The following is a 21,762-nucleotide window of genomic DNA, read 5'->3' as shown; positions in this document are numbered from 1 at the left end:
GCGTTACGGACCCTCGCCGAGTGCCCAGGCGACGTCCCTGAGCAGGGCGTGCCGCCAGCCCGCCCGGTCGTGACCGGAAGCCGACCGTGCCACCCGTACCGTCGCGCCCGCCTGTTCCGCCAGGGCCTCGACCAGCGCGCAGTGGGGCAGCATCCGCGGCTCGTGTTCCCCGGCGTCGAAGGCGACCCGCAGCCCGGTCAGATCGGGGCGCTCCCGCAGGCGTGCGGCCACGGAGCCGCCGGTGGGACCGCCCAGGGGGTCCGCCAGGTCCAGTGCGTCAGGCGTCCACCAGAACGACCCCGACTGACAGGCGACCCGGGACACCAGCTCCGGGAAGTCCAGGGCCGCGTTCACCGCGCTCAGCCCGCCGAGGCTCTGCCCGGCGACCACCAGCCGGTCCAGGTCCGCGGGCACCCCCGACTCCGCGACCAGCGGCAGCAGTTCGTCCCGGACCGCCTCCCAGAGCCCGGTCCCGGCCGCGAACTCGGCAGCCCGGTCCTTGGCGGGCACGAGGACGAGAGTGACGGGCTCCAGTTCGCCCGCGGCGACGGCCGCGTCGAACGCGGTCATGGCCGGATGCAGATACAGCCAGTCGTCCCCGTCGAGCAGCAGCACCACCGGTCCGCCGCCGCCCGCCGGGTGGAGACGCACCGTGCGCCGCCCGCCGAGCCGCGCGCTGTTCCAGCGGAGCCGGGCGCGGGGGAGAGGGAGTACGTCGTCGGAGCCGACCACGGGCCAGTGCGGCTGGGCGGGCGCGTCCGGGGTCGCGGCGAGGGACCGGTCGATCCCCGCTCCGGCCGGGTTGAACGGGTCGGCGTACGCCGCGTCGCCCACCAGCAACCGGTAGGTGACGCGCAGCCGTTCGGGCATGGGCACTGCGGCGTACCAGCAGTCGGTGTCGCGCCACCGGCACAGGGGGACCGGCTCCGACCAGCTCTCGAACCCGATGCTCGCCGGGGAGCCGCGCCAGAGGAACAGGGTCACCCAGCCGTCGTCGCCGGCGCGGACCGACGCAGGCGTCCGCGCCGCCGCCCAGAACGCGTCGGAACCGGGAGCGCCGGGCAGTCCGAACGCGGCGAAGTCGTGCTCGGTGCGGATCCGTTCGGTCAGCCGGGGCATGAACGTCTCCTTGTGAGGGGGAAGGGAGAAAGGCTAAGCTCATGTCGATTAGGGGAGCCTAACCTAAGTTCTTCCTTGATCTTCTGTCTTTGACCGAGGAGGTTCTGAACATGAGCACCAACCCGTTCGACGACCCCGACGGCCGGTTCCTGGTCCTGGTGAACGGTGAGGGCCAGCACTCGCTGTGGCCGTCGTTCGCGGAGGTGCCCCAAGGCTGGGCGATCGCCTTCGACGAGAACACCCGGGAGGCGTGCCTGGGCTTCGTCGAGACCCACTGGACCGATCTGCGGCCCCGGTCCCTCGCCGTATCCGGGGACGCCTGAGCGGTCGACGACGGGACCCCGCCGTCCGCTGCCGGGACGCGTTGCCGGTCCCGGGTCCCGGGGCGATGCTTGGGGACATGGCCCACCAAGCCGGACCCGGTCCCGTCGCGGCCGTCAGACGTGCCCTCCGCCTGCTGGAGGCCGTCGGGGCGCACGGGAGCGGGGCCACCGCGCACCAGCTGGCCCGGGAAGCGGGGCTTCCTCCGGTCACGGTGAGCGAGATGCTGCCCGGGCTGGCCCGGGACGGGTTCGTGACGAAGCTGGGTGACGGTACCTACGTCCTCGCCGACACGGGCACCGCGCCGCGCCCGGACCACACCGGGCACGAGCTGCTCAAGCGCGTCCGCCCCGTTCTCGCCGCACTGCGGAACGATCTCTCGGCCGCCGTCTACCTGACTCTGTACGAGGAGGGTGAGATCCGGGTCCTGGAGATCGTCGACAGCGCCAGGACCCCGCGCGTGGACCTCTGGGTGGGCTTCGAGGACGCCGGGCACGCGACCGCCCTGGGCAAGAGCGTGCTGAGAGAACTGGACGAGGAGGCGCGGGCCGACTACCTGTCCCGGCACTCCCTGAACGGACTCACCCCGAGGACCATCACGCACCGGGAGGAACTGATCCGCCAGCTGGACGCCTCGGCGGCTCCGCTGGTCATGGACCGCGAGGAGTACACCCGGGGTACCACCTGCGTGGCGGTGCCCGTGTACAGCGGCGATCAGGTCGGCTCGCTCGGGATCTCCTTCCGGTCGGACCGGATGTACCGGTCCGTCGACGTCCGAGAGGGGCTGCTGACCTCCGCGATCCGCGTGTCCAGGGGACTCTCGCTCCGGGACTGATATCGGTGAGGGCCGGCCCCGGCCACCATCCGCGGAGCGGGCGCAAGTCGGGGTCGGCGGGTCCGCCGCGCGGACCGGTGTGGCAGAGTCGGGCCGTGGATGCTCTGCGGCCTCAGGACCCCGCGCGGATAGGCGCCTACCAGCTGCTCGCCCGCCTCGGCGCGGGAGGCATGGGGCAGGTGTATCTCGGCCGGTCTCCAGGTGGACGCCTGGTGGCGGTGAAGGTCATCCGCGACGAGATCAGCGAGCACCCGGACGCGCTGGCCCGCTTCCGGCGGGAGGTCGCGACCGTCGAGACCGTACGCAACGCGTACACGGCTCAGCTGATCGAGGCCTCGCTCGACTCGTCCCCCTACTGGCTGGCCACCGAGTACGTCGCAGGGCCCACCCTGCGCGCCGCCGTGGGCGCGGGCGGCCCCTTCCCGCCGGACAGCGCGCTGCGCCTGCTCGCCGCACTCGCCGAGGGCCTGGCCGCCGTCCACGTTCACGGGATCACCCACCGGGACCTGAAACCGCAAAACGTCATCCTCTCGCCGCAGGGGCCTCAGCTCATCGACTTCGGGATCGCGCGAGGGCTGGAGCAGACGATCCTCACGCAGGAGGGGCTGGCATCCGGGACGCCTGGTTTCACGGCCCCCGAGGTGCTGCTGCGCAACGAGGCGGGACCGGCGGCGGACGTCTTCGCGCTGGGCGCGACCCTCGCCTACACGGTGACCGGCCGGCCTCCGTACGGTGCGGGCGAGGCGGCGGCCGTGAACTTCCGGACCGTGTACGAGGACATCGACCTGGAGGGGGTGCGGCCGACGACGGCGGCACTGATCCGCGCGTGTGTGGCCAAGGACCCGGCGGCCCGGCCCGGCCTGGCCGCCGTCATCGCCGGATGCGCGGTGGACTCCCCGCTGGCGTCCGACCCGCACTACCGCGCGGTGGCGCGGGTGGCCGACCCCGTGCCCGTACCGACTCCGCCGTCGGCGCAGGACACGTCAGCGGTACCGTCGCACGCGGATCCCCGGCAGGGGCCGCGACCGGAGCCGGACACCGTGCGTGCCGCGGGAACGGGCAGCGGGACCGGGACGACGGGTGACGGGCGGGCCGGGCAGTCGGATGAGGCCGGGTCCACGAGGGCGCCCGGCACCACGGCACCGTACGACGGCCCGGAACGGCAGCGTCGCACCCCGAGGGGGACGACGTGGCTCGCCGTGTGCGCGGTCGCGCTCGCCGCGCCGCTCACGGTCTGGCTGCTTCCGGACCGGGGCGACAAGGGCGATGCCCAGGCCACGCCCGGGAATACCCGGTCCGGGCAGCCGGCCGCGTCCCGGTCAGCCGGTGCGAATCCGGAAGGGAAGAGTCCGGAAGGGAACAGTCCTGACGGCGGGAGCCGGGTTGCCGGGCCCCCCGGCCACTTGCTGAACGACCGCGTCTCTCACGACCGCTGGACCCTGTCGACGGACCCGGAGCAAGCCGCCCTGCGCAGTGGCTCATGCGATAACGAAAACCCTCCGGAGGACTCGCCGCCGGACGGCCTGTTCTCCTCCGTCTCGCACACCACCGGCTCGGACATCGCCACGGTGTCGCTGCGCCCCGAGGGCGTGGGCAAGGGCGAGCGGCCCAAGCCCTACTACGTCTCCGTCGGGGTACGGCCCCCGCACGAGACCGACCGAGCCACCGGCCGACCGCTCAGGTCCGTCGGCAAGGGCATCGGCTTCACCAGCAAACCGGTCGACCTGTACGGGCGATGGTCCTCGGGCGGCACCGTAAAACTCAGGTACCCCGACGACTTCCGGGGCCACTTCAAGGACGGCACCGTCGACGCCCTCCCCGTGGGGGACGACCTGGGCGACTGGACCGTCGTGATCTACCACGTGGAGGGCGGGCCATCGGATTACACCTCTGTGGTCTGCAACGGCTTCCACGCCTGACGCGCCCCACCACGGCGGGGGCGGCGACGCGTCCGCCGCCGCCACGCACCCGCTGCCCGGCCACTCGGCCATGCGCCTGCCCGGTTACTCGATGACGAGCTCGACCGGGATGTTGCCCCGCGTGGCGTTCGAGTACGGGCAGACCTGGTGGGCCTGCTCGACCAGCTTGCGGCCCGTCGCCTCGTCGAGGGACTCGGGCAGTTCCACGCGCAGCGTGACCGCGAGGCCGAAGCCCTCGCCCTGCTTGCCGATGCCGACCTCACCCGTCACGGCGGCGTCGGTGACATCGACCTTGGCCTGACGGCCCACGAGACCCAGAGCGCTCGCGAAACACGCGGCGTACCCGGCGGCGAAGAGCTGCTCCGGGTTCGTCCCCTGACCGTTTCCGCCCATCTCCACCGGCACGGCCAGCTGGAGATCCAGCTTGCCGTCGGAGCTGACGGCGCGGCCGTCACGGCCGTGGGTGGCGGTGGCGACGGCGGTGTAGATCGATTCCATGGAAACCGGTTCCTCTCGAAGCTCATGTTCGGCGGCGGTGTCCGGCCGCTTCCCCTCAAGTCAAGCACACAATTAAGTTGTGCACAATCAAATGGAGGACGCGGCGTTATGCTGAAGTCATGACCACCACGCCCAGTCCCGCCCGCCGGGCCCCGCAGGAGGCCGACTACCTCCGCCTCGACCAGCAGATCTGCTTCTCCCTGAACGCCGCCTCGCGCGCCTTCGGCAGCGTCTACCGGGTGCTCCTCAAGGACCTGGGGCTCACCTACCCCCAGTACCTGGTGATGCTGGTGCTCTGGGAGCACGGCGAGCTGCCGGTGAAGGCGCTGGGGCAGCATCTGCGGCTGGACTCCGGCACGCTGTCGCCCCTGCTGAAGCGCCTGGAGGCGGCGGGCCTGGTGCGGCGCGAGCGGAGCGCCCTCGACGAGCGGTCGGTGCACGTGCACCTCACGGACGAGGGCGCGGCGCTGCGCGAGCAGGCGCTGCTCGTGCCCCGCCGGATCGCCGCCGCGACGGGCTTCGACCTGGAGGAGATCAGCGACCTGCGGGCCCGCCTCGACCGCCTCACGGCCGCTCTGGACGCGGCGGCGGACGGCGTCGGCGAGAAGTAGCACCCGGGCGAAGCGGCCGCCCGGCGGTCAGGCGGCGTACGCGCTGAGCGCCAGGGTTGCGGACAGCACCTTCCACAGCGCCCAGGCGCCCGCACGGCTCGCCACCGTGCACGGCGCGCTCTTTGTGCAACGGGTCGGCCGGTCCTGCCAGGCGCTCACGACCAGGTAGTGGAACCCGAAGGTACGGCTGAAGGCGAAGCGGATGTGCAGGCCCTCTCCCAGTGCGTGGCCGGGCAGGGTCGCGATCTGCAGGCCGGTGCCACCGGCGGCCTCCACGCGGACCGGGTTGCCCCCCAGAAGATCGCACTCGTCGGCCGGCCGGATCCGGCTCGGACACGCACCGCTCACCGGGAACAGCCAGAAGTTGTCGGTGAGCTGCCGGCGTACATCCTGCGGGCCGGTGAAGGGGTGCAGCCCCAGTGAGTAGCTGTACCGGTACAGCCACCCCACGCCGCCGTGGCATGCTTCCGGCCCCTCGTCGCACCCCTCGGCGGCTCCGCCACGGCTGCCCGCCGACAGGAAGGCGGGAGTGCCGGCGTACGAGGGCGGCGGCACCGCGCCGAGTGCGAGCGAGACAGTGAGCAGGGCGGCCGACGAGCATCGAGCCGCCGTGCGGGTGAACCCCCGCGCGGCTCCTCGGACCGCCGCCCCCGGAGGGAAGCCGTGGGAGGTACGGCACCGAGCGCGCTTCGTGTTCCGCATCAGCACCTTCCGATGTGCGTACGAGCCACATGGACGGTATGTCCTGGCGCGGGGTTCGGCATCTCAGCGACAGGAGATCCCGGGCAGCGCGACCGGAGCCGGGCCGCTCAGGCCGCGAGCCCCAGCACCATGGCCCCGACGACCGGCGCCGCGTACACCAGCGGGTAGGGGATGTGCGTGTACCAGCGGGCGCGGATCACCGTGACGACGGCCCCGGCGAAGTAGAGCACCAGGCCGATCCCGGCCGCGATCCCGACGGCCGGCAGGAACAGCCCGGCGACCAGGCCCACGGCCCCGGCGGCCTTCGCCGCACCGAGCCATGTCCACCAGGAGCGGGGGACGCTGTAGTCGCTGAGGGCCTGGACGACCCACTGGGCACGGAAGAGCAGGGCGCCGGCGGAGTAGCCGGCCATGGCGGCGGCGACGAGCGTGACGACGATGTGGGCGACGGACATGGTGGAAACTCCTCATCGGGCGGTGCCGGTGTGTTCTCGCCGGCCTCGGTGGCCGGTCCGGCACTGCTCTGAAACGCCCCGACGGGGAAACGTGACAGGTTCGCCAAGATTCTTTTCCGGGCCGGTCCGCGCGGCCCCCCGCAGCGCCGCTCCGTCAGGTGTCAGATCCGACGAGCCAGCAGGAACAGATGCGGTTCGGGCACGGCCGCCGGATGGTCCGGGGTGAACAGGGTGCTCTCCTGCGCCAGGACCGTGAATCCGGCCGCCGCCACCACCGCGGTGAACGCCTCCTCAGCGAAACTGGTCACCCGCACCGGCTGTCCCATGAACATGCCGCTCACCCCCTCCACGTCCAGCGGCACCGTCGCCACGGCCAGATGACCACCGGGCCGCAGCACCCGCGCAGCCAGCCGCAGTACGTCCCGCTGCTCCGCGCGGGTGAGCTGGAGGAGCGAGAAGTAGACGCAGACCGCGTCGAAACCCGTGTCCTCCAGCGGCAGTTCACGGACATCGGCGCAGCGGAACTCGGCCCCGGGCACCTGCCGGGACGCGATGTCCACCATGACGGGGGAGACATCGACGCCGAGCACCTCGTGGCCGGCGTCGGTCAGGGTCCGCGCGGTCGGCCTTCCCGTGCCGCTGCCGACGTCCAGCACCCGGCTGCCCGGGGCCAGCCGCTCCAGCAGCAGCGCCAACGAGGCGTGATGTGCGGCCGATCCGCCGAACGCTCGCTCGTAGTCGGCGCCGAGAGCGTCGAACACCGAGGCGGCGGTGGGCTGCTGAGCCGAATCCATCGCGGACCCCTTTCTGCTGCTGTTCGTTACGGTACGCGGGCGACGGCCACGTACAGTCCGCTGTGCTCGGGCTCCGGCGCGGGCGTGTCGCGGAACCACTCGGGGGCGGTCACCAGGCCGGGCTCGACGACGTCCAGCCCGTCGAGGAACAGGGCGAACTCCGCGCGGGTGCGCAGCGCGAGCCGGATGCCGCCCTTGTCGTACTCGTCGGCTCCCTGCTGCCCCCGCTCAGGGTTGACGTCGGACGCGCCCTGGGACAGCACCACATAGCTGCCCGGGCACATGGCGGCCGTCAGGGTGCGGACGATGCCGACCGGGTCCACGTCGTCGGGCAGGAAGTGCAGCAGCCCGAGCATCGACAGGGCCACGGGGCGCCGGAAGTCCAGGACCCTGTGCGCGGCCTCGATGATCACGTCCGGTTCGCGGACGTCGGCCGGGACGTAGTCGGTGGCGCCCTCGGGCCGGCTGATCAGCAGCGCCTCGGCGTGGCGCAGGACGATGGGGTCGTTGTCGCAGTAGACCACCCGCGACGCCGGGTTGATCTCCTGGGCGATCTGGTGGAGGTTCGGCGCGGTCGGAATGCCGGTGCCGATGTCGAGGAACTGGTCGACGCCCTCCCGTGCCAGCCATGCCGTGGCGCGGTTCATGAAGGCGCGGTTCTGGTGGGCGCCGATCTTCGCCTCGATGGGCAGCTGTTCCGCGACCGCCTGGTCGACGGGGTAGTTGTCCTTGCCTCCGAGGAGCGCGTCGTAGACGCGCGCCGACTGCGGCCTGCTGGTGTCTATCGGGGGCTGGGACGTCCCTGTCGTCATGGCGTGCTCCGTTGCAGATGAGGTGAAACCGCTCCTGCCGTGAAGTCTGCCACAGCAACTTCGGGCTGATCACGCGGTGTTGGCGCGGGACCGGCCGCCCGCGATCCGCGGCACCGGCCAGGCCCTACTGCAGCGCGCGCACCGCCGCACCGAACAGGGCGGGGGCGCGGTGCGCGGCGGGAACGATCAGCCGTGCGGTGGCGGGACGCCGCGCCACCGACAGCAAACCTGCGGTGAGAAGGCGATGACGCAGAGTCAGCCGCGCCCATCGGGCGGGATAGTCCTGCGGGCGGCCCGCGGCGAGCGACTCCACCGCCGCACCGGCCGTCGCCACGGCGAGTGCGACCCCCTCGCCGGTCAGCGCGTCCACGTAGCCCGCGGCGTCACCGGCCAGAAGGACCCGCCCCGCCCGCTGAGCCCGCGCGCGCTGCCGCAGCGGACCGGCGCCGCGCACGGCACCGGCTTCCCGGCCGAGCAGCATGGAGGCCAGGCGCGGGAAGGCCGCCAACTGGCTCTCGTACGCACGACGCTCCCCGCTCAGCACGGCCACACCCACCAGGTCGTCCCCGAGCGGCGTCACGTACGCCTCACCGTGCCGGGACCAGTGCACCTCAACGAACTCCGTCCAGGGGGCGACGCGGTAGTGCCGGCGTAGCCCGTAACGGCGCACCGCGCCCCCCGGCCCGTCCAGGCCGAGCGCACGACGGACGGGGGAGTGCAGCCCGTCGGCGGCGATCAGCCAACGGGCGGTCAGCCCGCAGGCCCCCACCCGGTCATGGTCCTGCCGGACCTCCGCGACCTTGCCCGGCACGATCCGGACCCCGAGCTCCACCGCCCGCGTGTGCAACGCGGTGTGCAGGTCCGTCCGCCGCACGCCGAGCCCGGCCCGGCCGCGGAATGCCGCCATGGCACTCCGCGCACCCTCCACGTAGCGGATCCCGCGCAGGGGATGGCCGGACACCTCGACGCCGAGGGCGCGCAGCGCCGCCACCCCGCTGGGCATGATGCCCTCGCCGCACGCCTTGTCGACGGGGGCGGTACGGGGTTCGACGACGACGGCCTCCATGCCGAGCGAGGCCGACCGGATCGCCGCCGCGAGGCCGGCGGGGCCGCCGCCCGCGATCAGGAGGTCGATCACGCCGCAACGCCCCCGGCGGAGGCGAGCGCCGCCTCCTCGCACCTGACCCGCACAGCCATGAGCGCCGCGTTGAGCACGGTGAAGACCAGCGCGGTCACCCACGCGCCGTGGACGAGCGGGAGCGCGATCCCCTCCGCGGCGACGGCGACGTAGTTGGGGTGGCGCAACAGGCGGTACGGGCCGCCCGTCACGAGTGCCATGCCCGGCACCACGATGACGCGGGTGTTCCACCGGTGTCCGAGCGTACGGATGCACCACCAGCGCAGGGCCTGGGCGGCCACCACGACGGCCACCATGGTCCAGCCGAGCAGCGGCACGAACGGCCGGTCCGCGAGGCCGGCCTCGGCCAGACACCCCGCCAGCAGCGCGGTGTGCAGGGCGACCATGGCCGGATAGTGCCCGCGGCCCGACTCGGTTCCGCCCCTGGCCAGTGCCCAGCGCGTGTGGCGCAGGGCGACGGCGAGTTCGGCGAGGCGCTCGCCCGCCACGGCCAGCACCAGTGCCGTGTACCAGATCATGTGTCCTCCGGCCTACCAGCGCAGCAGCACCAGTTCGCAGCAGAAACCCGGGCCCATCGCCATCAGCAGACCGGGAGAACCCCGCTCGGGCCGCCGCTCCTCCAGGGTGTCCCGCAGGACGTGGAGTACGGAGGACGAGGACAGGTTCCCCACGTCGGCCAGCGAACGCCAGGTGACGTCCAGCGCTCCTTCGGGGAGCGAGAGGACGTCGGAGACGGCCTGAAGAACCTTGGGCCCGCCCGGATGGCACACCCAGTGGGCCACATCCTTCGGCTTGAGCCCGTGCTCCGCGAGGAAGTTGCCCACATCGTCCGCCAGATGGCGGCGCACCACGTCGGGGACGCCAGGATCGAGCACCACCTTGAAGCCGGAGTCGCCGATGTCCCAGCCCATGACGTGCCCGGTGTCGGGGTACATGCGGCTGCGGGTGGCGATCACCTCGGGACCCGTCCGCGGCGCCCGGCCCTCGCCGAGCGCCACCACGGCGGCGGCGCCGTCCCCGAACAGCGCGGTCGCCACCAGATTGGCGGGCGACGCGTCGCCGCGCTGGAAGGTGAGGGAGCACAGCTCCACCGAGAGCAGCACCGCCACGTCGTCGGGCCGGCCGAGCAGGTAGTCGTGGAGCCGGGCGATCCCGGCCGCCCCGGCGACGCAGCCGAGCCCGAAGACCGGCAGCCGCTTCACATCCGGGCGCAGGCCGAGGCGCCCCACGAGGCGGGCGTCCACGGACGGCGCGGCCACGCCGGTGACCGAGGTGAACATCAGCAGGTCCACGTCCTCGGGCCGCAGCCCCGCCGTCCGCAGCGCACCGCGCAGCGCCTCGGCGCCCAGGTCCACGGCCGCCGTGATGAACACGTCGTTGGCGTCCCCGAATCCGCGCAGCTCCGCGTAGCGCTCCAGCGGCAGCACCATGGAGCGGGTGCGCACCCGGGCGTTCTCGTGCAACCGGTCCAGGACCCGCCTGTCGGCCCCCGGCGGCAGGCAGGTGCGGGCCACCATGTCGGTGACCTCGCGCTGGGTGTGCCGGTACGGGGCGAGGGTGCCGTGCACGGCGGCGATCCGGGTCATCCCGAACCCTGCTTCTCAGGCGTCATGGCCCATCCCTGCCCCGCGCACGGCACAAAACACCGCAAACAACCCGTGCGGCTGTCAGGTCCACGGTGTCCGGAGTCCCTACGATCACGTGATGGGCACTCCGGATCCGTCGCGCGCCTACGCCGCGACCGCGTGGCCGCTCGGCCGCACCACGGCGCTGGCCCGCTCGTGCCACCCGGGTCCGGTGGTCGCGGTGACCGCGATCGCGGGCGCTCTCGGCGCGGGCGTCGGCCTCGACCGCATGCGCTGCGCCCTCCTCGTCGCGGCCGTGCTGACCGGTCAGCTGTCCGTCGGCTGGTGCAACGACGCCTTCGACGCCGGACGGGACGCCGCCGCCGGACGCACCGGCAAACCGGTGGCCGACGGATCGGTGAGCCGCGGGACGGTCTGGGCGGCGGCCTTCACCGCCGCCCTGCTCTGCGTCCCGCTCTCCCTCGCCTGCGGCCCGCTCGCGGGCACGGTGCATCTGACGGCCGTGGCGGCCGCCTGGGCGTACAACCTGAAGCTGAAGGCCACCACCCTGTCCTGGCTCCCGTACGTGATCGGATTCGGCACCCTGCCCGCCGTGGCCGCGCTGACCCTGCCCGGCCGCCCCGGGCCGGCCTGGTGGGCGGTGACCGCGGGAGCGCTGCTGGGCCTGGCCGCCCACCTCGGCGACGTCCTGCCCGACATCGAGGACGACCTCCGTCACGGCGTGACCGGCCTCCCGCAGCGCCTGGGCGTCACCACCACGGGCCTGTTGCTCCCCGTGCCCCTCGTCGCCGCCTCCGCGGTCCTGGCCCTCGGCCCGACGGGACCGCCCGGACCCTGGGGCGCCGCGACACTCGCCGCCGCGGCACCGGCCGCGCTCGCGGGCCTCCTGCTCGCCCGCACCTGGCGCAAGGCCCCCCTCGCCGTGGCGGCCGCCGTCGCGGCGGCGGACGTAGCACTCCTGCTGGTACGCGGCACCGCGCCGGTGTGAGCGGGGCGGGGAGCGCTCAGGCCGTGCGCAGCCAGCCACCGACCAGCCGCAGGTCGGCGTCGGTCAGGCCGAGCGACGGGTCGACGCGGTGGAGAAGAGCCGTCGCTCCATGGCGGTCCGCCACCCAGCGCCGGTCCCGCTCGGTGATCTCGTCGTCCACCCAGGCGAAGGCGCGCCCCGCGGCCCAGCCGGCGAGCGTGCGCGTCTTCCAGTGCAGACCCGCCCGTGCGTCCCGCTCGTCCGCCTCGGAAGGCGGGGGCCAGGTGACGACCCGCAGTTCCGGCAGGCCGAGTCGTGGCGCGACGACCGCGTTCGCCTCCTCCGCCCACGTCGTCGCCCAGACCAGCTCGCACGGGAGCGCGGCGAGCCGGGGCCCGAGCGACGGATCGATCCGGTCGAGCAGCGGATTCCCTCCGGCCGTCGGCGGATGCTGCCCTTCCGGGTATACGGGGTGACCGCCGGCGCGCGGGCCGAAGGGGATGAGGGGGCCGTCGACATCGAGGAAGAGAAGCGGAAGCCCGCCGGGACCGGTCACCGCTGCACGGTACAACCCGTCGTCATCGCCCCCGGCCCACCGGTTCACCGCACGCGCGCAGGCGGGCGTCAGCGGCCGCCCGCCACCCGGAGGATCGCGCCGGTGGCGTACGAGGCGTCGTCCGAGAGCAGCCAGGCGACCGCGCCGGCGATCTCCCCGGGCTGTCCCGGCCGGCCCAGCGGGATCCCGGCGGCTGCCTTGTCGGGGCGTTCCGGGTCCGCGTGGAAACCGGTCCGGATGATGCCGGGCGCGACCGCGTTGACGCGGATGCCGGCCGTCGCGACCTCTTTGGAGAGGCCGATCGTCATCGCGTCCACGGCTGCCTTCGCCGCGGCGTAGTGGACGTACTCGCCCGGGCTTCCGAGCGTGGCCGCCGCCGACGACATGTTCACGATGGCCCCGCCGCCCGACCCGGTCATGTCGCGCACCGCGCGCCGGGCGCAGAGCAGATAGCCGACGACGTTCACGTCCAGGGCGCGCCGGAGCCCTTCGGGGTCGGCGTCGGCGAGCGGGCCCAGCGGGCCGCCGACCCCGGCGTTGTTGACCAGGCCGGTGACCGGTCCCAGTTCCGCCGCCGCGCTGTCGAAGAGCCGGTCCACCGCGGTCTCCTCAGTCGTGTCCACCCGCACCGCGACACATCGCCGGCCCGTCTCCCGTACGGCCGCGGCGACCGCCTCGGCCGCTGCGGCGTCGGAACGGTAGCCCAGTGCGATGTGATGGCCGTCGGCGGCCAGGCGCGTACAGACCGCGGCGCCGATGCCGCGACTGCCCCCGGTGACGACGGTGACCGGCTGACGGCTCATGCGGGGATCCCTCGCTCCTGTGCGGCGAGGAGGCGACGTCCTCGGCTGGCCGCCCCATCGTAGGCCGAGGTGATCAAGGCCCCGCGCACGCCGACGGGCTGCCACCCCCTCATGGAAGGGTGGCAGCCCGTCGTTCGCGTCAAGCGCGGTGGCTACAGGGGGAGGTCGCTGCCGTTCCGGCCGCCCTGCTGCTCGCTCTGCTCCCGCAGCTTCCGGGCCTTCTCCTCGAGTCGGCGACGCTGCTCCGGGTCGCTGGTGCGCTCGGCGGCCTCGGTCATGTGCCTGGCCTTCTCGCGCATCTGCTGGGCTCGGCCGGTTTCTCCTGCAACGCTCATCGTCGCTCCTTCGGACGGTAGGGAAGAGCGGGCCCCTTCAGACAAGCAGCGCAGCGTGAGGACCGCATGCCGAAGCGTTACGTACGGTGAGAGGGCCAGGTGAAGGGCGTGCGGAGGCCGGGCCGCGACGGCCCGGGGCCCCGGTTCGTGACCGGGGTGAACCGGGCGTCTGGACGCTGGCATGATCGGGGGCATGAACGAGCGCATGATCGCCGCGTGTGACGGGGCGTCGAAGGGTAATCCGGGGCCGGCCGCCTGGGCCTATGTGGTGGCCGACGCGGACGGCAGGCCGCTGCGGTGGGAGGCCGGGCCCCTGGGCACCGCCACCAACAACGTCGCCGAGCTCACCGCCCTTCAGGAACTGCTGGAGTCGCTCGACCCGGCCGTGGCGCTCGAGGTCCGGATGGACTCGCAGTACGCCATGAACGCCGTGACCAAGTGGCTGCCGGGCTGGAAGCGCAACGGCTGGAAGACCTCGGCCGGCAAGCCCGTCGCCAACCGCGACCTGGTGGCCCGCATCGACTCCCTGCTCACCGGCCGGGCCGTGCAGTTCGTCTATGTTCCGGCCCATCAGGTGGACGGCGACCCGCTGAACGCGCTCGCCGACCAGGCGGCCAGCGAGGTGGCCGTGGCCCAGCGGGCGGCGGGCACCTCCCAGGGCTCCGCCGACCTGCCCGTTCCCGCGCCCTCCCGCGCGACCGAGGGGCGGCGGACCGGGGGAGCGGCGAAGAAGGCGGGCGGCGCGGCCCGTTCCGGCGGGGCGACCATCCGCGCCAAGTTCGCCGGCCGATGCCAGTGCGGCAGGCCGTACGCGGCCAAGGACATGATCGCCAAGAACGACCAGGGCTGGGGCCACCCGGAGTGCCGGACCGCCACCACCGCCTGACGCGGCCCGCCCGCAGGACGTCCCTCGCGACCGGCCGCCACCGCCCGGCGCGGGCACCGGCAGGACGCTCCCCGCGGCCCGGCCGGTCCGGGTCGTGGTGATCCCGCCCCCGCAGGGGGGCGAGCGTGCCATGATGCGGCTCCGGTGGTGCGCTTCGAGATGCCGCCGGAGCCGTGGAAACGGCGACACGCTGGGGGGCGTATGGAAAGCACGGTTGCGGTGCTGCGTGAGCTGCGCGGGGCGCAGAAGTCGGCCAAGGGGGTGTCGCTCTACTCGCGGTACGTGAACCGGCCGGCCGGCCGGGTCTTCGCGGCAGCCGCGTACCGCCTCGGCATGACGCCCAATCAGGTCACTCTGGTGAGCGCGGCGTTCACGTTCGCCGCCCTCGCCCCGGTGGCTCTCGTCCGCCCCACCTGGGGGCTTGCGGTCCTGGTCTACCTGGGGCTCGCCGTCGGGTTCGCCCTCGACTCGGCCGACGGGCAGCTGGCCCGGCTGACCGGCGGTGGCGGCCCGGACGGCGAATGGCTCGACCACGTCGTCGACTGCGCGAAGATGATCCTGGTCCACACCGTCGTACTGATCGCGTTCCACCGCTACTTCGCTCTCGGCTCCGACGGCTGGCTGCTCCTGCCGCTCGGCTTCCTGTTCGTCGCGGTGCTCACCTTCTGCGCCGGGCTGCTCCGGGAGCAGCTGGGCAAGGCGGCCGCCCGTTCGGCGCCGGCGGGCGGGGCCCCGGCCGGTCCGGTCTCCCGGCTGCGGGCGGTGGCGCTGCTGCCGGCCGACTACGGGGTGTTCTGCCTGGTGTTCCTGCTGCTCGGCGACGAGACGGCGTTCCGCACCGGATACGCCGTACTCGCCGCCGTGCACGCGCTGTTCCTCGTGGCGTTCCTCGGCAAGTGGTTCAGGGAGCTGAGAGCGCTCCGGGCGGGCTGACCATCGTGTCCAGCGCCCGGCGCAGCTGGGTGCTGGACGTGTGCACGGTGTACGGGAAGTACACGACCTCCACGCCGACCTCCGCGAAGTCGCGTTCCAGTCGTTTGCCCTTCTCCGTGTCGCGCCAGTCGTCCCCCTTGAAGATGACGTCGAACCTGACCTGCTGCCAGGTCTCGACCTTGTCGGGGACGGTCTCGACGAACGCCGCGTCCACGTACCGCACGCTCCGGACGATCTCCAGCCGCTCCGGCAGCGGGATGACCGGCCTGTGGCCCTTGGCGAGTGCGGCCATCTCGTCCGAGACGACCCCCGCGACCAGGTAGTCGCACTGACTGCGGGCATGGCGCAGGATGTTGAGGTGGCCAATGTGGAACAGGTCGTAGACCCCCGGCGCGTAGCCGACCCTGTGTACCATCCGTTCTCTCCCCCCACGGTGTGAACGTGATGTCCCGTGTCCCATCGGAAGGTATCCGGACATGGCATCCGGTCCGGCGGGATATCGGTATCGGTGTGATCGTGCGATGACCTTACTGCGAAGACCACTTGTGCATCTCGTGAACGGATAAGCTCACTTTTGGGGCTGTTCCTTGGGGGGAACACAGGTGGCTCCGGGGGAAGGCGGGCGTCCGATGCCAGGAACAGAGCACCACCATGAGCCGTTCGACGGCCGCCGCCTGCTGGTGGTCTCCACGAACTACGCACCCGAGCTGACCGGCATCGGCCCGTACGCCGCCCAGCTCGCCGAGCACTGGGCCCGCTCAGGGGCCGACACCCATGTGCTCACCGGGATGCCGCACTACCCCTCCTGGCGGACCGAGGCGGCGTACCGGGGCGTGTGGCGGACCGAGGAGCAGCGCTCGGGCGTCACCGTCCATCGCCGAAGACACTATGTGCCGCCCCGTCAGAGCGCGCTGCGACGGGCCGCGTTCGAGGCCAGTGTGCTCGCGCACGGCCTCGCGGCCCCGCCCGCCCTGCGGCCCGACGCGGTGATCGCCCAGCTGCCGAGCCTCGCCGGCGGGGTCATCGGCGCCCGGCTCGCCCGCCGCCACGGCGTCCCGTACATACCCGTCGTCCAGGACCTGATGGGCGCCGCCGCCGCGCAGAGCGGCATCCGGGGCGGCGGGCGGGCGGCCGCCGTCGCGTCACGGGCCGAGCGGTACGCGCTCGCGGCCGCGACACTGGTCGGCGTCATCCACGAGAGCTTCGTCCCCCGGGTCACGGCCTACGGGGTGGACCCGGCCCGCATCCGGCTGGTCCCCAACTGGAGCCACGTCCAGCCCCCTTCGGCCGACCGGGCCGCGACCAGGGCCCGCCTCGGCTGGCGGGAGGACACCCCCGTGGTCCTGCACTCCGGCAACATGGGACTCAAACAGGGGTTGGAGGTCCTCGTCGACGCGGCGCGGCTGGCCCCCGGGATACGCGTCGTCCTGATGGGGGACGGCAACCAGCGCGACGCCCTGCTCGCCCGCGCGTCCGGCCTGCCCAACCTGGACTTCCTGCCGCCGGCCGCAGCGGACGAGTTCACCGACGTCCTGGCCGCCGCCGACGTCCTCGCCGTGACCCAGCGCGCGTCCGTGCTCGACATGAGCGTCCCGTCCAAGCTCACCTCGTACTTCGTCTCGGGCCGCCCCGTCGTCGCCTCCGTGGCCGACGGGGGCGGTACCGCCCAGGAGGTGCAGCGCTCGGGCGCCGGTCTCCTCGTCGCACCCGAGGACCCTGCCGCCGTCCTGGCGGCGGTCCGCAAGCTCACCGAGGAACCCGCCGCCGCCGACGAACTCGGCGCCCACGGCCCGCGGTACGTGGCCCGCCATCTCAGCCGGGAAGCCGGCCTCGCCCGCTTCGACGCACTGCTCACCGAGGTCCTCCAGGACGCCGAAGGGACACACCGCCGATGACCCAGCCGATCCGCCCGCTGGAGGACCAGGACGAACCCGCGCTGCTGCGGGACCAGTTCCGCCAGCTCCTGCGCTACCGTTCCCTGCTCGCGTGCGGCGTCGTCGTCGGACTCCTCGGCGCCGGCTGGCTGGCGCTGAGCGGCGAGGACACCTATACCTCCACGGGTGAGGTCTCCGTACGCTCCGCCACCTCGGACCCCTTCGCCGCCGGTGCCTCCGCCGACAAGGGCATCAACATCGGCTCCGAGCGCCAGACCGCGGTCAGCGACGCCGTGGGCACCGTCGCCGTCGGCTCGCTGGCCAAGACCGGCGACGCCGTGGAGGTGGGCACCCTGCTGTCCGGGCTGCAGGTGACCAACCCGCCCAACACCCTGGTGCTCAGGTTCTCCTACACCGGCAGCGAGCCCGGACAGGCGAAGGCCCGTGCCCAGGCGCTGGCCGAGGCCTACCTGGAGATACGCCGCGAACGCACCGAGAACAGCATCGACAACATGGTCGACGGCTACCGCGCCCAGCTGAAGCCTCTCACCGAACAACGCGACCGCCTGGCCCAGCAGGAGACCGGCACGGTGGGCAACGACGTCACCAGCGCACGGGCCAACCTCATCGTCTCCATCTCCGAACTCAGTCAGAAAATATCGGAGTTGCGGGCGCTGGACACCACGCCCGGCTATCTGAACAAGAAGCCCGTCGTGCCCGAGGCGCCCAGCGGCGCCGGCCTGCCCCTGCTCCTCGGACTCGGCGGCGTCGTCGGTCTCGCCCTCGGCCTGCTGCTGTCCTGGGTGCGGCTCGTCTTCGACCCCGCCGTCCGCTCCACCAGGGAACTCGTCCGCTCGCTCGGCGCCCCGCTGCTCGGCACGCTGCCCCGCGAACGCGCCGCGGCCGGAACGCTGCTCGCCATCGGACGCGGTGGCAGCAGGCTGGCCGAGGAGTACCGGGCGGTGGCCTTCCGGCTCGCCTACGACCCCTCGTTCGCCGAGCGCCGCCGCCTCCTGGTCACGGCGCCCCGGGGGGACAACAGTATGGCGACCGCAGCCGCGGCCAACCTCGCGGCCGCCTTCGCCGAGATGGGGCGCGACGTCCTGCTGGTCGAGGCCGATCTGAGGGCCCCGTCCCTGGCCGGGGAACTCGGCGCGGCGGGCCGCACCGGCCGCCCCAGCTGGGCCGCCCAAGCCGAGCGCACCTGGCCCTCGGACAGCCGCACCAACGTGGACGTCCCCGGATCCGGGGCATTCACCCTCGTCGCCGGGCGCCGTACGGACAACGTGCCGCGCGCCCTGACCTCCGCCCCCGTCGGCCGGATCCTCGCCGAGGGCGGCAGGCCCGGCGCCGTCGTCATCGTGCTCGCCCCGCCCGTGCTCTCGTACGCCGACGCCGTCGCGCTCATCGACCGCGTCGAGGGCGTCGTGGTGGTCTGCGACCCGCGCGAGGTGCACCGCAGCGACCTGGAGCGCATCCGCGAGATCATCGGCGCCGCGGGCGGCACCGTGCTCGGCACGCTGCTCCACCCCGGCTACGGACGCCTGGAGCGCCGGGCCCGCCGGAAGGCGGCCGGACGCCGCGGCCACGGCCGCACCGCGTCCCCGCACGACGGCCACGACGCCCCCGAGGCGGACGGCCCCGACCGGGCGGACGTCGCCGGGCACACCGGCGACCCCACCGAGACGCTCGGCCTGCGCACAGTGGAGAGCGGCAGCGGACGCGGCGGCAACGACCACAGCAGTACCGCGGGCCACAGGTGAGGGCACGCACCGCCGTCCTCTGCTCGGTCGCGGACCAGGGGGTGGCGGCGCTCACCAACATCCTGGTCCTGGTGGTGGCCGCCCGGCTTTCCACCGTCGCCGACTTCGCCCGCTTCTCCGCCGTCTACCTCGTCTTCTCCGTACTGCTGGGGGTGTCCGGCGCCTACACCGGACAGCCCCTGGTGCTGCGCCGGGGGGCGAGCGACCAGACGCGCGGATCCTGCCGTTCCGCGGTCGCCTTCACCCTGCTCGTCTCGGCCGCGGTCGGCGGCCCGCTCGCCGCCGTCTGCGCCGTGCTGCCGGGGGAGACGGCACGCGCGCTCACCATGCTCGGGCTCGTGCTGCCCGTCGTCCTCGCCCAGGACACGGCCCGCTACGCCTTCGCCACCCTGCACGCCCAGCACATGGCGCTGGCCGCCGACACGCTCCGGCTGGTGTGCGTCCTGGGGGCGCTGGCCGCACAGCCGCAGGGCACCCCCGCGGCCCGGCTGGTCATCGTCTGGGGCCTCTCCGCCCTGCCGGCGCTCCTGTTCTCGGCGGTCGCGCTGCACCGCAGGACGGCCGGTACCCCGGTGCTGCTCAAACCCCTGCTGAGGAAGGGGCACCTCGGCCGGCGGTTCGTCATCGAGTTCGGCGTGGGCAACGCGACCAGCCAGCTCTCCGTGCTGGGGCTCGGCACGGTCGGCAACCCCCTCCTCGTCGGCGCCCTGCGCGGCGCCACCACCCTCTTCGGCCCGCTGAACGTGCTGTTCACCTCGGCCACCGGCTTCGGCCCCCCGCTCCTCGGGCGGCTCGCCACCGAACGGCTCAGGGTGCGGGCCACCGCCGCCCTGGCCGCCCTCCTCGCGCTCACCGCCGCCGGCTGGGCGACCGTGCTCGCGCTGCTCCCCGCATCGGCCGGCCGCCATCTGCTCGGCGACACCTGGCCGACGGCCGCCGCGCTGCTCCCCGCGACCGGCAGCCAGTACACGGCCATGGCCGTCGGCACCTGCGGGCTGCTGGCGCTCAGGCTGCTCGACCCGCGCACCACGCTCGGCATCCAGGTGGTGTTCTCCCTCGCCTCGGTAGCCTTCCTCACCGGCGGCTATCTCATCGGCGGGGTGCCGGGCGCCGCCTGGGGGCTGTGCCTCGGCTCCGTCTGCAAGGCGGCCGCCACCTGGACCCGGGTGGCCCGGCTCACCCGCCGGGACCGGCCGGGACACGCCCCGGTCAGCGCGACCGCTGTCGGCTCCGGTCCGTGAAACTGGTGACGAGCGCCAGGCACAGCGCCGCGATGGCGAGCTTCCCGACGGCCTGGAGCAGCGGGCCGCGCAGCAGGATGAACGTGTATCCCGCGATCAGCGGAGCCGCGATCGCCAGGACGCTGCCGGGCCCCGGCCCGGCCCGTGTCACCGCCCGCGCGTAGCGGCGGTCGGTGCGCGCCGCCGCGTAGCCGATCAGGGCGAGCCCGCCGATCATGCCCGGCGCCCCGAAGTCGACCCACAGCTCGGTCCACAGCGGCGCGGAGAGATTGGTCATGTTCATACCCATCCACTGCCCGACGCGCACCCCGGTGTCCTCCGGCTTCCCGCTCCAGGCCGCCCGCGGCACGAAGAAGAAGGCGGAGCCCGCCAGTTGACGGCCGTATGTGTGGCCGCGGGTGTCGACCCAGGAGATGGTGTTGGCGAACATCACCGTCTGGTCGTAGTCCTTGGTGGCCAGCGGTTCGAACACCGAGGACGACTGCACCGGCCGGTACCCGGAGTCGTCGTAGCGGAACCGGTCCGCGTACGGGAACAGCACCAGCGCGCCGATCACCCCCATGGCCAGCACCGAGCGGTACATCGCCGCGCTGCTCGGGAACGCGGTGAAGAGCAGCGAGACCAGGACCGTCAGGAACCAGTAACGGGCGTTGGACACCGGGTTGTTCACGACCAGGTTGACCGCTGCGAGCGCGGTCCACACCAGGACGGTGGACGGCGAGCGCCGGGCCCGGCGCGAGGTCACCAGCCGACGGGTATAGAAGAGCAGCGCCAGCAGGGCGGGGACGGTGCCGAAGCCCTTCAGGAACGCCGAGCCCACATTGGACTCCCCGGACGCGACACCGCTCTCCGCCACCGAGGCGCTGATCTCCTGCCGGCTGGAGAAGAACACGGCGGGCCCGCCGAGCTTCAGCACGTAGTAGCCGCTCGCGGCGAACGCGATCAGCACCAGCAGCCGCAGCCTGACCGGATGTGCCGTGGCGGGACCGCCGCCGCCCCCGCGCGCCGAGGTACGCCGTCGCAGCGGACGCCGGGACGCGAGCAGCGCCCCCAGGTCGAAGGCGGCACACCCCACCAGGATCAGGGCGATCGCCGTGACCAGATCGGAGCGCGGCCCGACCAACGGCGTCGGCGTCTGACCGATGACCGCCTGGGCGAACGGCGCCACGCCCATCGCGATGTACACGAACATCCAGAAGACACCCTGCAGCAGCCGCCGCCGGGTGGAGAGGATCATGGTCGCCAGCCGGGCGCCGGAGTAGCACGTGAGGACGAGCTGCAGCCAGTACCCCGTGTCCCGGGACCCGGACCCGGGCTGGGCGGCGATCAGTGCGGGCAGGAAGCAGACCAGCCCCAGGATCAGCGGCACGGCCATCGCCCGCGACAGCATCGCCCAGGACATCGGCCTGACGAGCGGCTCGACCGGATGGCGCGGACCGCTCCGGCGAACGTCGCCGGACCGCACCGCCTCGTGCACGGACGTCATCGTTCCCCCGCTCCGTGAACGTACGAACCCGTGAACACCGGCGAACCTGCGAAGAGCCCGCGAATCCATGAGCCCCTGCGAACCTGCGAAGACCTGCGAATCCATGAACACCGGCGAACCTATGAACA

Annotated in this window: 24 protein-coding genes; 10 read left to right on the top strand and 14 right to left on the bottom strand. The window is 73.2% G+C overall.

The genetic code is table 11. The features are described from left to right. Positions 1-3: 3 nt before the first annotated feature. Positions 4-1,119, bottom strand: coding sequence for an alpha/beta hydrolase-fold protein (locus ABTX18_RS23350; RefSeq protein ID WP_352124671.1), 1,116 nt, complete (start codon positions 1,117-1,119; stop codon positions 4-6). 110 nt (positions 1,120-1,229) lie between these two features. Between ABTX18_RS23350 and ABTX18_RS23345 the strand changes: the two genes are divergently transcribed. The 3 genes from ABTX18_RS23345 to ABTX18_RS23335 all read left to right on the top strand — a co-directional run bounded on the left by ABTX18_RS23345 (position 1,230) and on the right by ABTX18_RS23335 (position 4,194). Then, complete coding sequence (locus ABTX18_RS23345; RefSeq protein WP_352124670.1) at positions 1,230-1,442, top strand: MbtH family protein; 213 nt, start codon at positions 1,230-1,232, stop codon at positions 1,440-1,442. Positions 1,443-1,519: 77 nt separating this feature from the next. After that, complete coding sequence (locus tag ABTX18_RS23340) at positions 1,520-2,275, top strand: IclR family transcriptional regulator (protein ID WP_352124669.1); 756 nt, start codon at positions 1,520-1,522, stop codon at positions 2,273-2,275. 95 nt (positions 2,276-2,370) lie between these two features. Next, positions 2,371-4,194 (top strand): protein kinase domain-containing protein, encoded by a 1,824-nt coding sequence (locus tag ABTX18_RS23335; RefSeq protein ID WP_352124668.1) that lies wholly within the window; start codon positions 2,371-2,373, stop codon positions 4,192-4,194. A gap of 84 nt (positions 4,195-4,278) precedes the next feature. On the opposite strand, the gene ABTX18_RS23330 is transcribed toward ABTX18_RS23335, so the two are convergent. Continuing rightward, entirely contained in the window at positions 4,279-4,692 is a 414-nt protein-coding gene (locus tag ABTX18_RS23330) for an organic hydroperoxide resistance protein (protein WP_352124667.1), read from the bottom strand. A 119-nt stretch (positions 4,693-4,811) separates the two neighbouring features. Here ABTX18_RS23330 and ABTX18_RS23325 point away from each other — a divergent pair, with 119 nt between their 5' ends. Continuing rightward, entirely contained in the window at positions 4,812-5,303 is a 492-nt protein-coding gene (locus tag ABTX18_RS23325) for a MarR family winged helix-turn-helix transcriptional regulator (protein ID WP_352124666.1), read from the top strand. Between the two features lie 27 nt (positions 5,304-5,330). On the opposite strand, the gene ABTX18_RS23320 is transcribed toward ABTX18_RS23325, so the two are convergent. From ABTX18_RS23320 to ABTX18_RS23290, 7 genes are all read right to left on the bottom strand, one after another. Continuing rightward, complete coding sequence (locus ABTX18_RS23320; RefSeq protein WP_352124665.1) at positions 5,331-6,005, bottom strand: hypothetical protein; 675 nt, start codon at positions 6,003-6,005, stop codon at positions 5,331-5,333. Between the two features lie 107 nt (positions 6,006-6,112). Beyond that, positions 6,113-6,460 (bottom strand): DoxX family protein, encoded by a 348-nt coding sequence (locus ABTX18_RS23315; protein WP_352124664.1) that lies wholly within the window; start codon positions 6,458-6,460, stop codon positions 6,113-6,115. Between the two features lie 161 nt (positions 6,461-6,621). Continuing rightward, positions 6,622-7,254, bottom strand: a complete 633-nt coding sequence (locus ABTX18_RS23310; RefSeq protein ID WP_352124663.1) for a class I SAM-dependent methyltransferase — start codon at positions 7,252-7,254, stop codon at positions 6,622-6,624. A gap of 26 nt (positions 7,255-7,280) precedes the next feature. Next, positions 7,281-8,066, bottom strand: a complete 786-nt coding sequence (locus tag ABTX18_RS23305) for an SAM-dependent methyltransferase (RefSeq protein WP_352124662.1) — start codon at positions 8,064-8,066, stop codon at positions 7,281-7,283. Between the two features lie 124 nt (positions 8,067-8,190). After that, complete coding sequence (locus ABTX18_RS23300) at positions 8,191-9,204, bottom strand: NAD(P)/FAD-dependent oxidoreductase (RefSeq protein ID WP_352124661.1); 1,014 nt, start codon at positions 9,202-9,204, stop codon at positions 8,191-8,193. Next, positions 9,201-9,722 carry an isoprenylcysteine carboxyl methyltransferase family protein gene (locus ABTX18_RS23295; RefSeq protein WP_352124660.1) on the bottom strand — a complete coding sequence of 174 codons (522 nt, stop codon included), beginning with the start codon at positions 9,720-9,722 and terminating at the stop codon, positions 9,201-9,203. Before ABTX18_RS23295 ends, ABTX18_RS23300 begins: the two co-directional genes overlap by 4 nt. Before the next feature lie 12 nt (positions 9,723-9,734). After that, on the bottom strand, positions 9,735-10,790 hold the full coding sequence (locus tag ABTX18_RS23290) for a type III polyketide synthase (RefSeq protein WP_352124659.1): 1,056 nt from the start codon (positions 10,788-10,790) through the stop codon (positions 9,735-9,737). Between the two features lie 118 nt (positions 10,791-10,908). Here ABTX18_RS23290 and ABTX18_RS23285 point away from each other — a divergent pair, with 118 nt between their 5' ends. Beyond that, positions 10,909-11,778, top strand: a complete 870-nt coding sequence (locus ABTX18_RS23285; RefSeq protein ID WP_352124658.1) for a UbiA family prenyltransferase — start codon at positions 10,909-10,911, stop codon at positions 11,776-11,778. Between the two features lie 16 nt (positions 11,779-11,794). Here ABTX18_RS23285 and ABTX18_RS23280 read toward each other — a convergent pair whose 3' ends face one another. The 3 genes from ABTX18_RS23280 to ABTX18_RS23270 form a co-directional block, all read right to left on the bottom strand. Continuing rightward, entirely contained in the window at positions 11,795-12,313 is a 519-nt protein-coding gene (locus ABTX18_RS23280) for an HAD domain-containing protein (RefSeq protein ID WP_352124657.1), read from the bottom strand. A gap of 68 nt (positions 12,314-12,381) precedes the next feature. Next, positions 12,382-13,116 carry an SDR family NAD(P)-dependent oxidoreductase gene (locus tag ABTX18_RS23275; RefSeq protein WP_352124656.1) on the bottom strand — a complete coding sequence of 245 codons (735 nt, stop codon included), beginning with the start codon at positions 13,114-13,116 and terminating at the stop codon, positions 12,382-12,384. A 152-nt stretch (positions 13,117-13,268) separates the two neighbouring features. Further along, positions 13,269-13,451, bottom strand: coding sequence for a DUF6381 family protein (locus ABTX18_RS23270; RefSeq protein WP_352124655.1), 183 nt, complete (start codon positions 13,449-13,451; stop codon positions 13,269-13,271). A gap of 193 nt (positions 13,452-13,644) precedes the next feature. Here ABTX18_RS23270 and ABTX18_RS23265 point away from each other — a divergent pair, with 193 nt between their 5' ends. Continuing rightward, a complete protein-coding gene (locus tag ABTX18_RS23265; RefSeq protein WP_352124654.1) occupies positions 13,645-14,337 on the top strand; it encodes a ribonuclease H family protein in 693 nt (230 codons plus the stop codon). A 201-nt stretch (positions 14,338-14,538) separates the two neighbouring features. Continuing rightward, entirely contained in the window at positions 14,539-15,270 is a 732-nt protein-coding gene (locus ABTX18_RS23260) for a CDP-alcohol phosphatidyltransferase family protein (protein ID WP_352124653.1), read from the top strand. Here ABTX18_RS23260 and ABTX18_RS23255 read toward each other — a convergent pair. Further along, positions 15,239-15,685, bottom strand: a complete 447-nt coding sequence (locus ABTX18_RS23255; RefSeq protein WP_352124652.1) for an FAD synthase family protein — start codon at positions 15,683-15,685, stop codon at positions 15,239-15,241. The genes ABTX18_RS23260 and ABTX18_RS23255 overlap by 32 nt on opposite strands. A gap of 214 nt (positions 15,686-15,899) precedes the next feature. Between ABTX18_RS23255 and ABTX18_RS23250 the strand changes: the two genes are divergently transcribed. The 3 genes from ABTX18_RS23250 to ABTX18_RS23240 are packed head-to-tail and all read left to right on the top strand — an operon-like array spanning position 15,900 to position 20,148. Beyond that, complete coding sequence (locus tag ABTX18_RS23250; protein ID WP_352124651.1) at positions 15,900-17,165, top strand: glycosyltransferase; 1,266 nt, start codon at positions 15,900-15,902, stop codon at positions 17,163-17,165. Further along, on the top strand, positions 17,162-18,907 hold the full coding sequence (locus tag ABTX18_RS23245) for a lipopolysaccharide biosynthesis protein (RefSeq protein WP_352124650.1): 1,746 nt from the start codon (positions 17,162-17,164) through the stop codon (positions 18,905-18,907). Before ABTX18_RS23250 ends, ABTX18_RS23245 begins: the two co-directional genes overlap by 4 nt. Next, the gene (locus tag ABTX18_RS23240) at positions 18,904-20,148 is read left to right on the top strand and encodes an MATE family efflux transporter (protein WP_352124649.1); all 1,245 of its coding nucleotides are present in this window, start codon (positions 18,904-18,906) and stop codon (positions 20,146-20,148) included. Before ABTX18_RS23245 ends, ABTX18_RS23240 begins: the two co-directional genes overlap by 4 nt. Here the strand turns inward: ABTX18_RS23240 and ABTX18_RS23235 are convergent. Next, complete coding sequence (locus tag ABTX18_RS23235; RefSeq protein WP_352124648.1) at positions 20,117-21,634, bottom strand: hypothetical protein; 1,518 nt, start codon at positions 21,632-21,634, stop codon at positions 20,117-20,119. The two genes, ABTX18_RS23240 and ABTX18_RS23235, sit on opposite strands and share 32 nt — an antisense overlap. Between the last annotated feature and the right edge of the window lie 128 nt (positions 21,635-21,762).

It is taken from the genome of Streptomyces sp. NPDC096323 (assembly GCF_040302845.1).
In the GTDB taxonomy this organism is placed as follows: domain Bacteria; phylum Actinomycetota; class Actinomycetes; order Streptomycetales; family Streptomycetaceae; genus Streptomyces.
Note: the sequence above shows the minus strand (reverse complement) of the source record. Positions and strands in the feature narration are given on the sequence as shown.

What these genes read in the sequence shown, in the direction of transcription:
- ABTX18_RS23290 (WP_352124659.1), bottom strand. Translation starts at nt 10,790, where the DNA reads ATGACCCGGATCGCCGCCGTGCACGGCACCCTCGCCCCGTACCGGCAC.
- ABTX18_RS23340 (WP_352124669.1), top strand. Translation starts at nt 1,520, where the DNA reads ATGGCCCACCAAGCCGGACCCGGTCCCGTCGCGGCCGTCAGACGTGCC.
- ABTX18_RS23325 (WP_352124666.1), top strand. Translation starts at nt 4,812, where the DNA reads ATGACCACCACGCCCAGTCCCGCCCGCCGGGCCCCGCAGGAGGCCGAC.
- ABTX18_RS23320 (WP_352124665.1), bottom strand. Translation starts at nt 6,005, where the DNA reads ATGCGGAACACGAAGCGCGCTCGGTGCCGTACCTCCCACGGCTTCCCT.
- ABTX18_RS23275 (WP_352124656.1), bottom strand. Translation starts at nt 13,116, where the DNA reads ATGAGCCGTCAGCCGGTCACCGTCGTCACCGGGGGCAGTCGCGGCATC.
- ABTX18_RS23350 (WP_352124671.1), bottom strand. Translation starts at nt 1,119, where the DNA reads ATGCCCCGGCTGACCGAACGGATCCGCACCGAGCACGACTTCGCCGCG.
- ABTX18_RS23235 (WP_352124648.1), bottom strand. Translation starts at nt 21,634, where the DNA reads ATGACGTCCGTGCACGAGGCGGTGCGGTCCGGCGACGTTCGCCGGAGC.
- ABTX18_RS23295 (WP_352124660.1), bottom strand. Translation starts at nt 9,722, where the DNA reads ATGATCTGGTACACGGCACTGGTGCTGGCCGTGGCGGGCGAGCGCCTC.
- ABTX18_RS23250 (WP_352124651.1), top strand. Translation starts at nt 15,900, where the DNA reads ATGCCAGGAACAGAGCACCACCATGAGCCGTTCGACGGCCGCCGCCTG.
- ABTX18_RS23270 (WP_352124655.1), bottom strand. Translation starts at nt 13,451, where the DNA reads ATGAGCGTTGCAGGAGAAACCGGCCGAGCCCAGCAGATGCGCGAGAAG.
- ABTX18_RS23260 (WP_352124653.1), top strand. Translation starts at nt 14,539, where the DNA reads ATGGAAAGCACGGTTGCGGTGCTGCGTGAGCTGCGCGGGGCGCAGAAG.
- ABTX18_RS23245 (WP_352124650.1), top strand. Translation starts at nt 17,162, where the DNA reads ATGACCCAGCCGATCCGCCCGCTGGAGGACCAGGACGAACCCGCGCTG.
- ABTX18_RS23285 (WP_352124658.1), top strand. Translation starts at nt 10,909, where the DNA reads ATGGGCACTCCGGATCCGTCGCGCGCCTACGCCGCGACCGCGTGGCCG.
- ABTX18_RS23255 (WP_352124652.1), bottom strand. Translation starts at nt 15,685, where the DNA reads ATGGTACACAGGGTCGGCTACGCGCCGGGGGTCTACGACCTGTTCCAC.
- ABTX18_RS23265 (WP_352124654.1), top strand. Translation starts at nt 13,645, where the DNA reads ATGAACGAGCGCATGATCGCCGCGTGTGACGGGGCGTCGAAGGGTAAT.
- ABTX18_RS23310 (WP_352124663.1), bottom strand. Translation starts at nt 7,254, where the DNA reads ATGGATTCGGCTCAGCAGCCCACCGCCGCCTCGGTGTTCGACGCTCTC.
- ABTX18_RS23315 (WP_352124664.1), bottom strand. Translation starts at nt 6,460, where the DNA reads ATGTCCGTCGCCCACATCGTCGTCACGCTCGTCGCCGCCGCCATGGCC.
- ABTX18_RS23345 (WP_352124670.1), top strand. Translation starts at nt 1,230, where the DNA reads ATGAGCACCAACCCGTTCGACGACCCCGACGGCCGGTTCCTGGTCCTG.
- ABTX18_RS23305 (WP_352124662.1), bottom strand. Translation starts at nt 8,066, where the DNA reads ATGACGACAGGGACGTCCCAGCCCCCGATAGACACCAGCAGGCCGCAG.
- ABTX18_RS23330 (WP_352124667.1), bottom strand. Translation starts at nt 4,692, where the DNA reads ATGGAATCGATCTACACCGCCGTCGCCACCGCCACCCACGGCCGTGAC.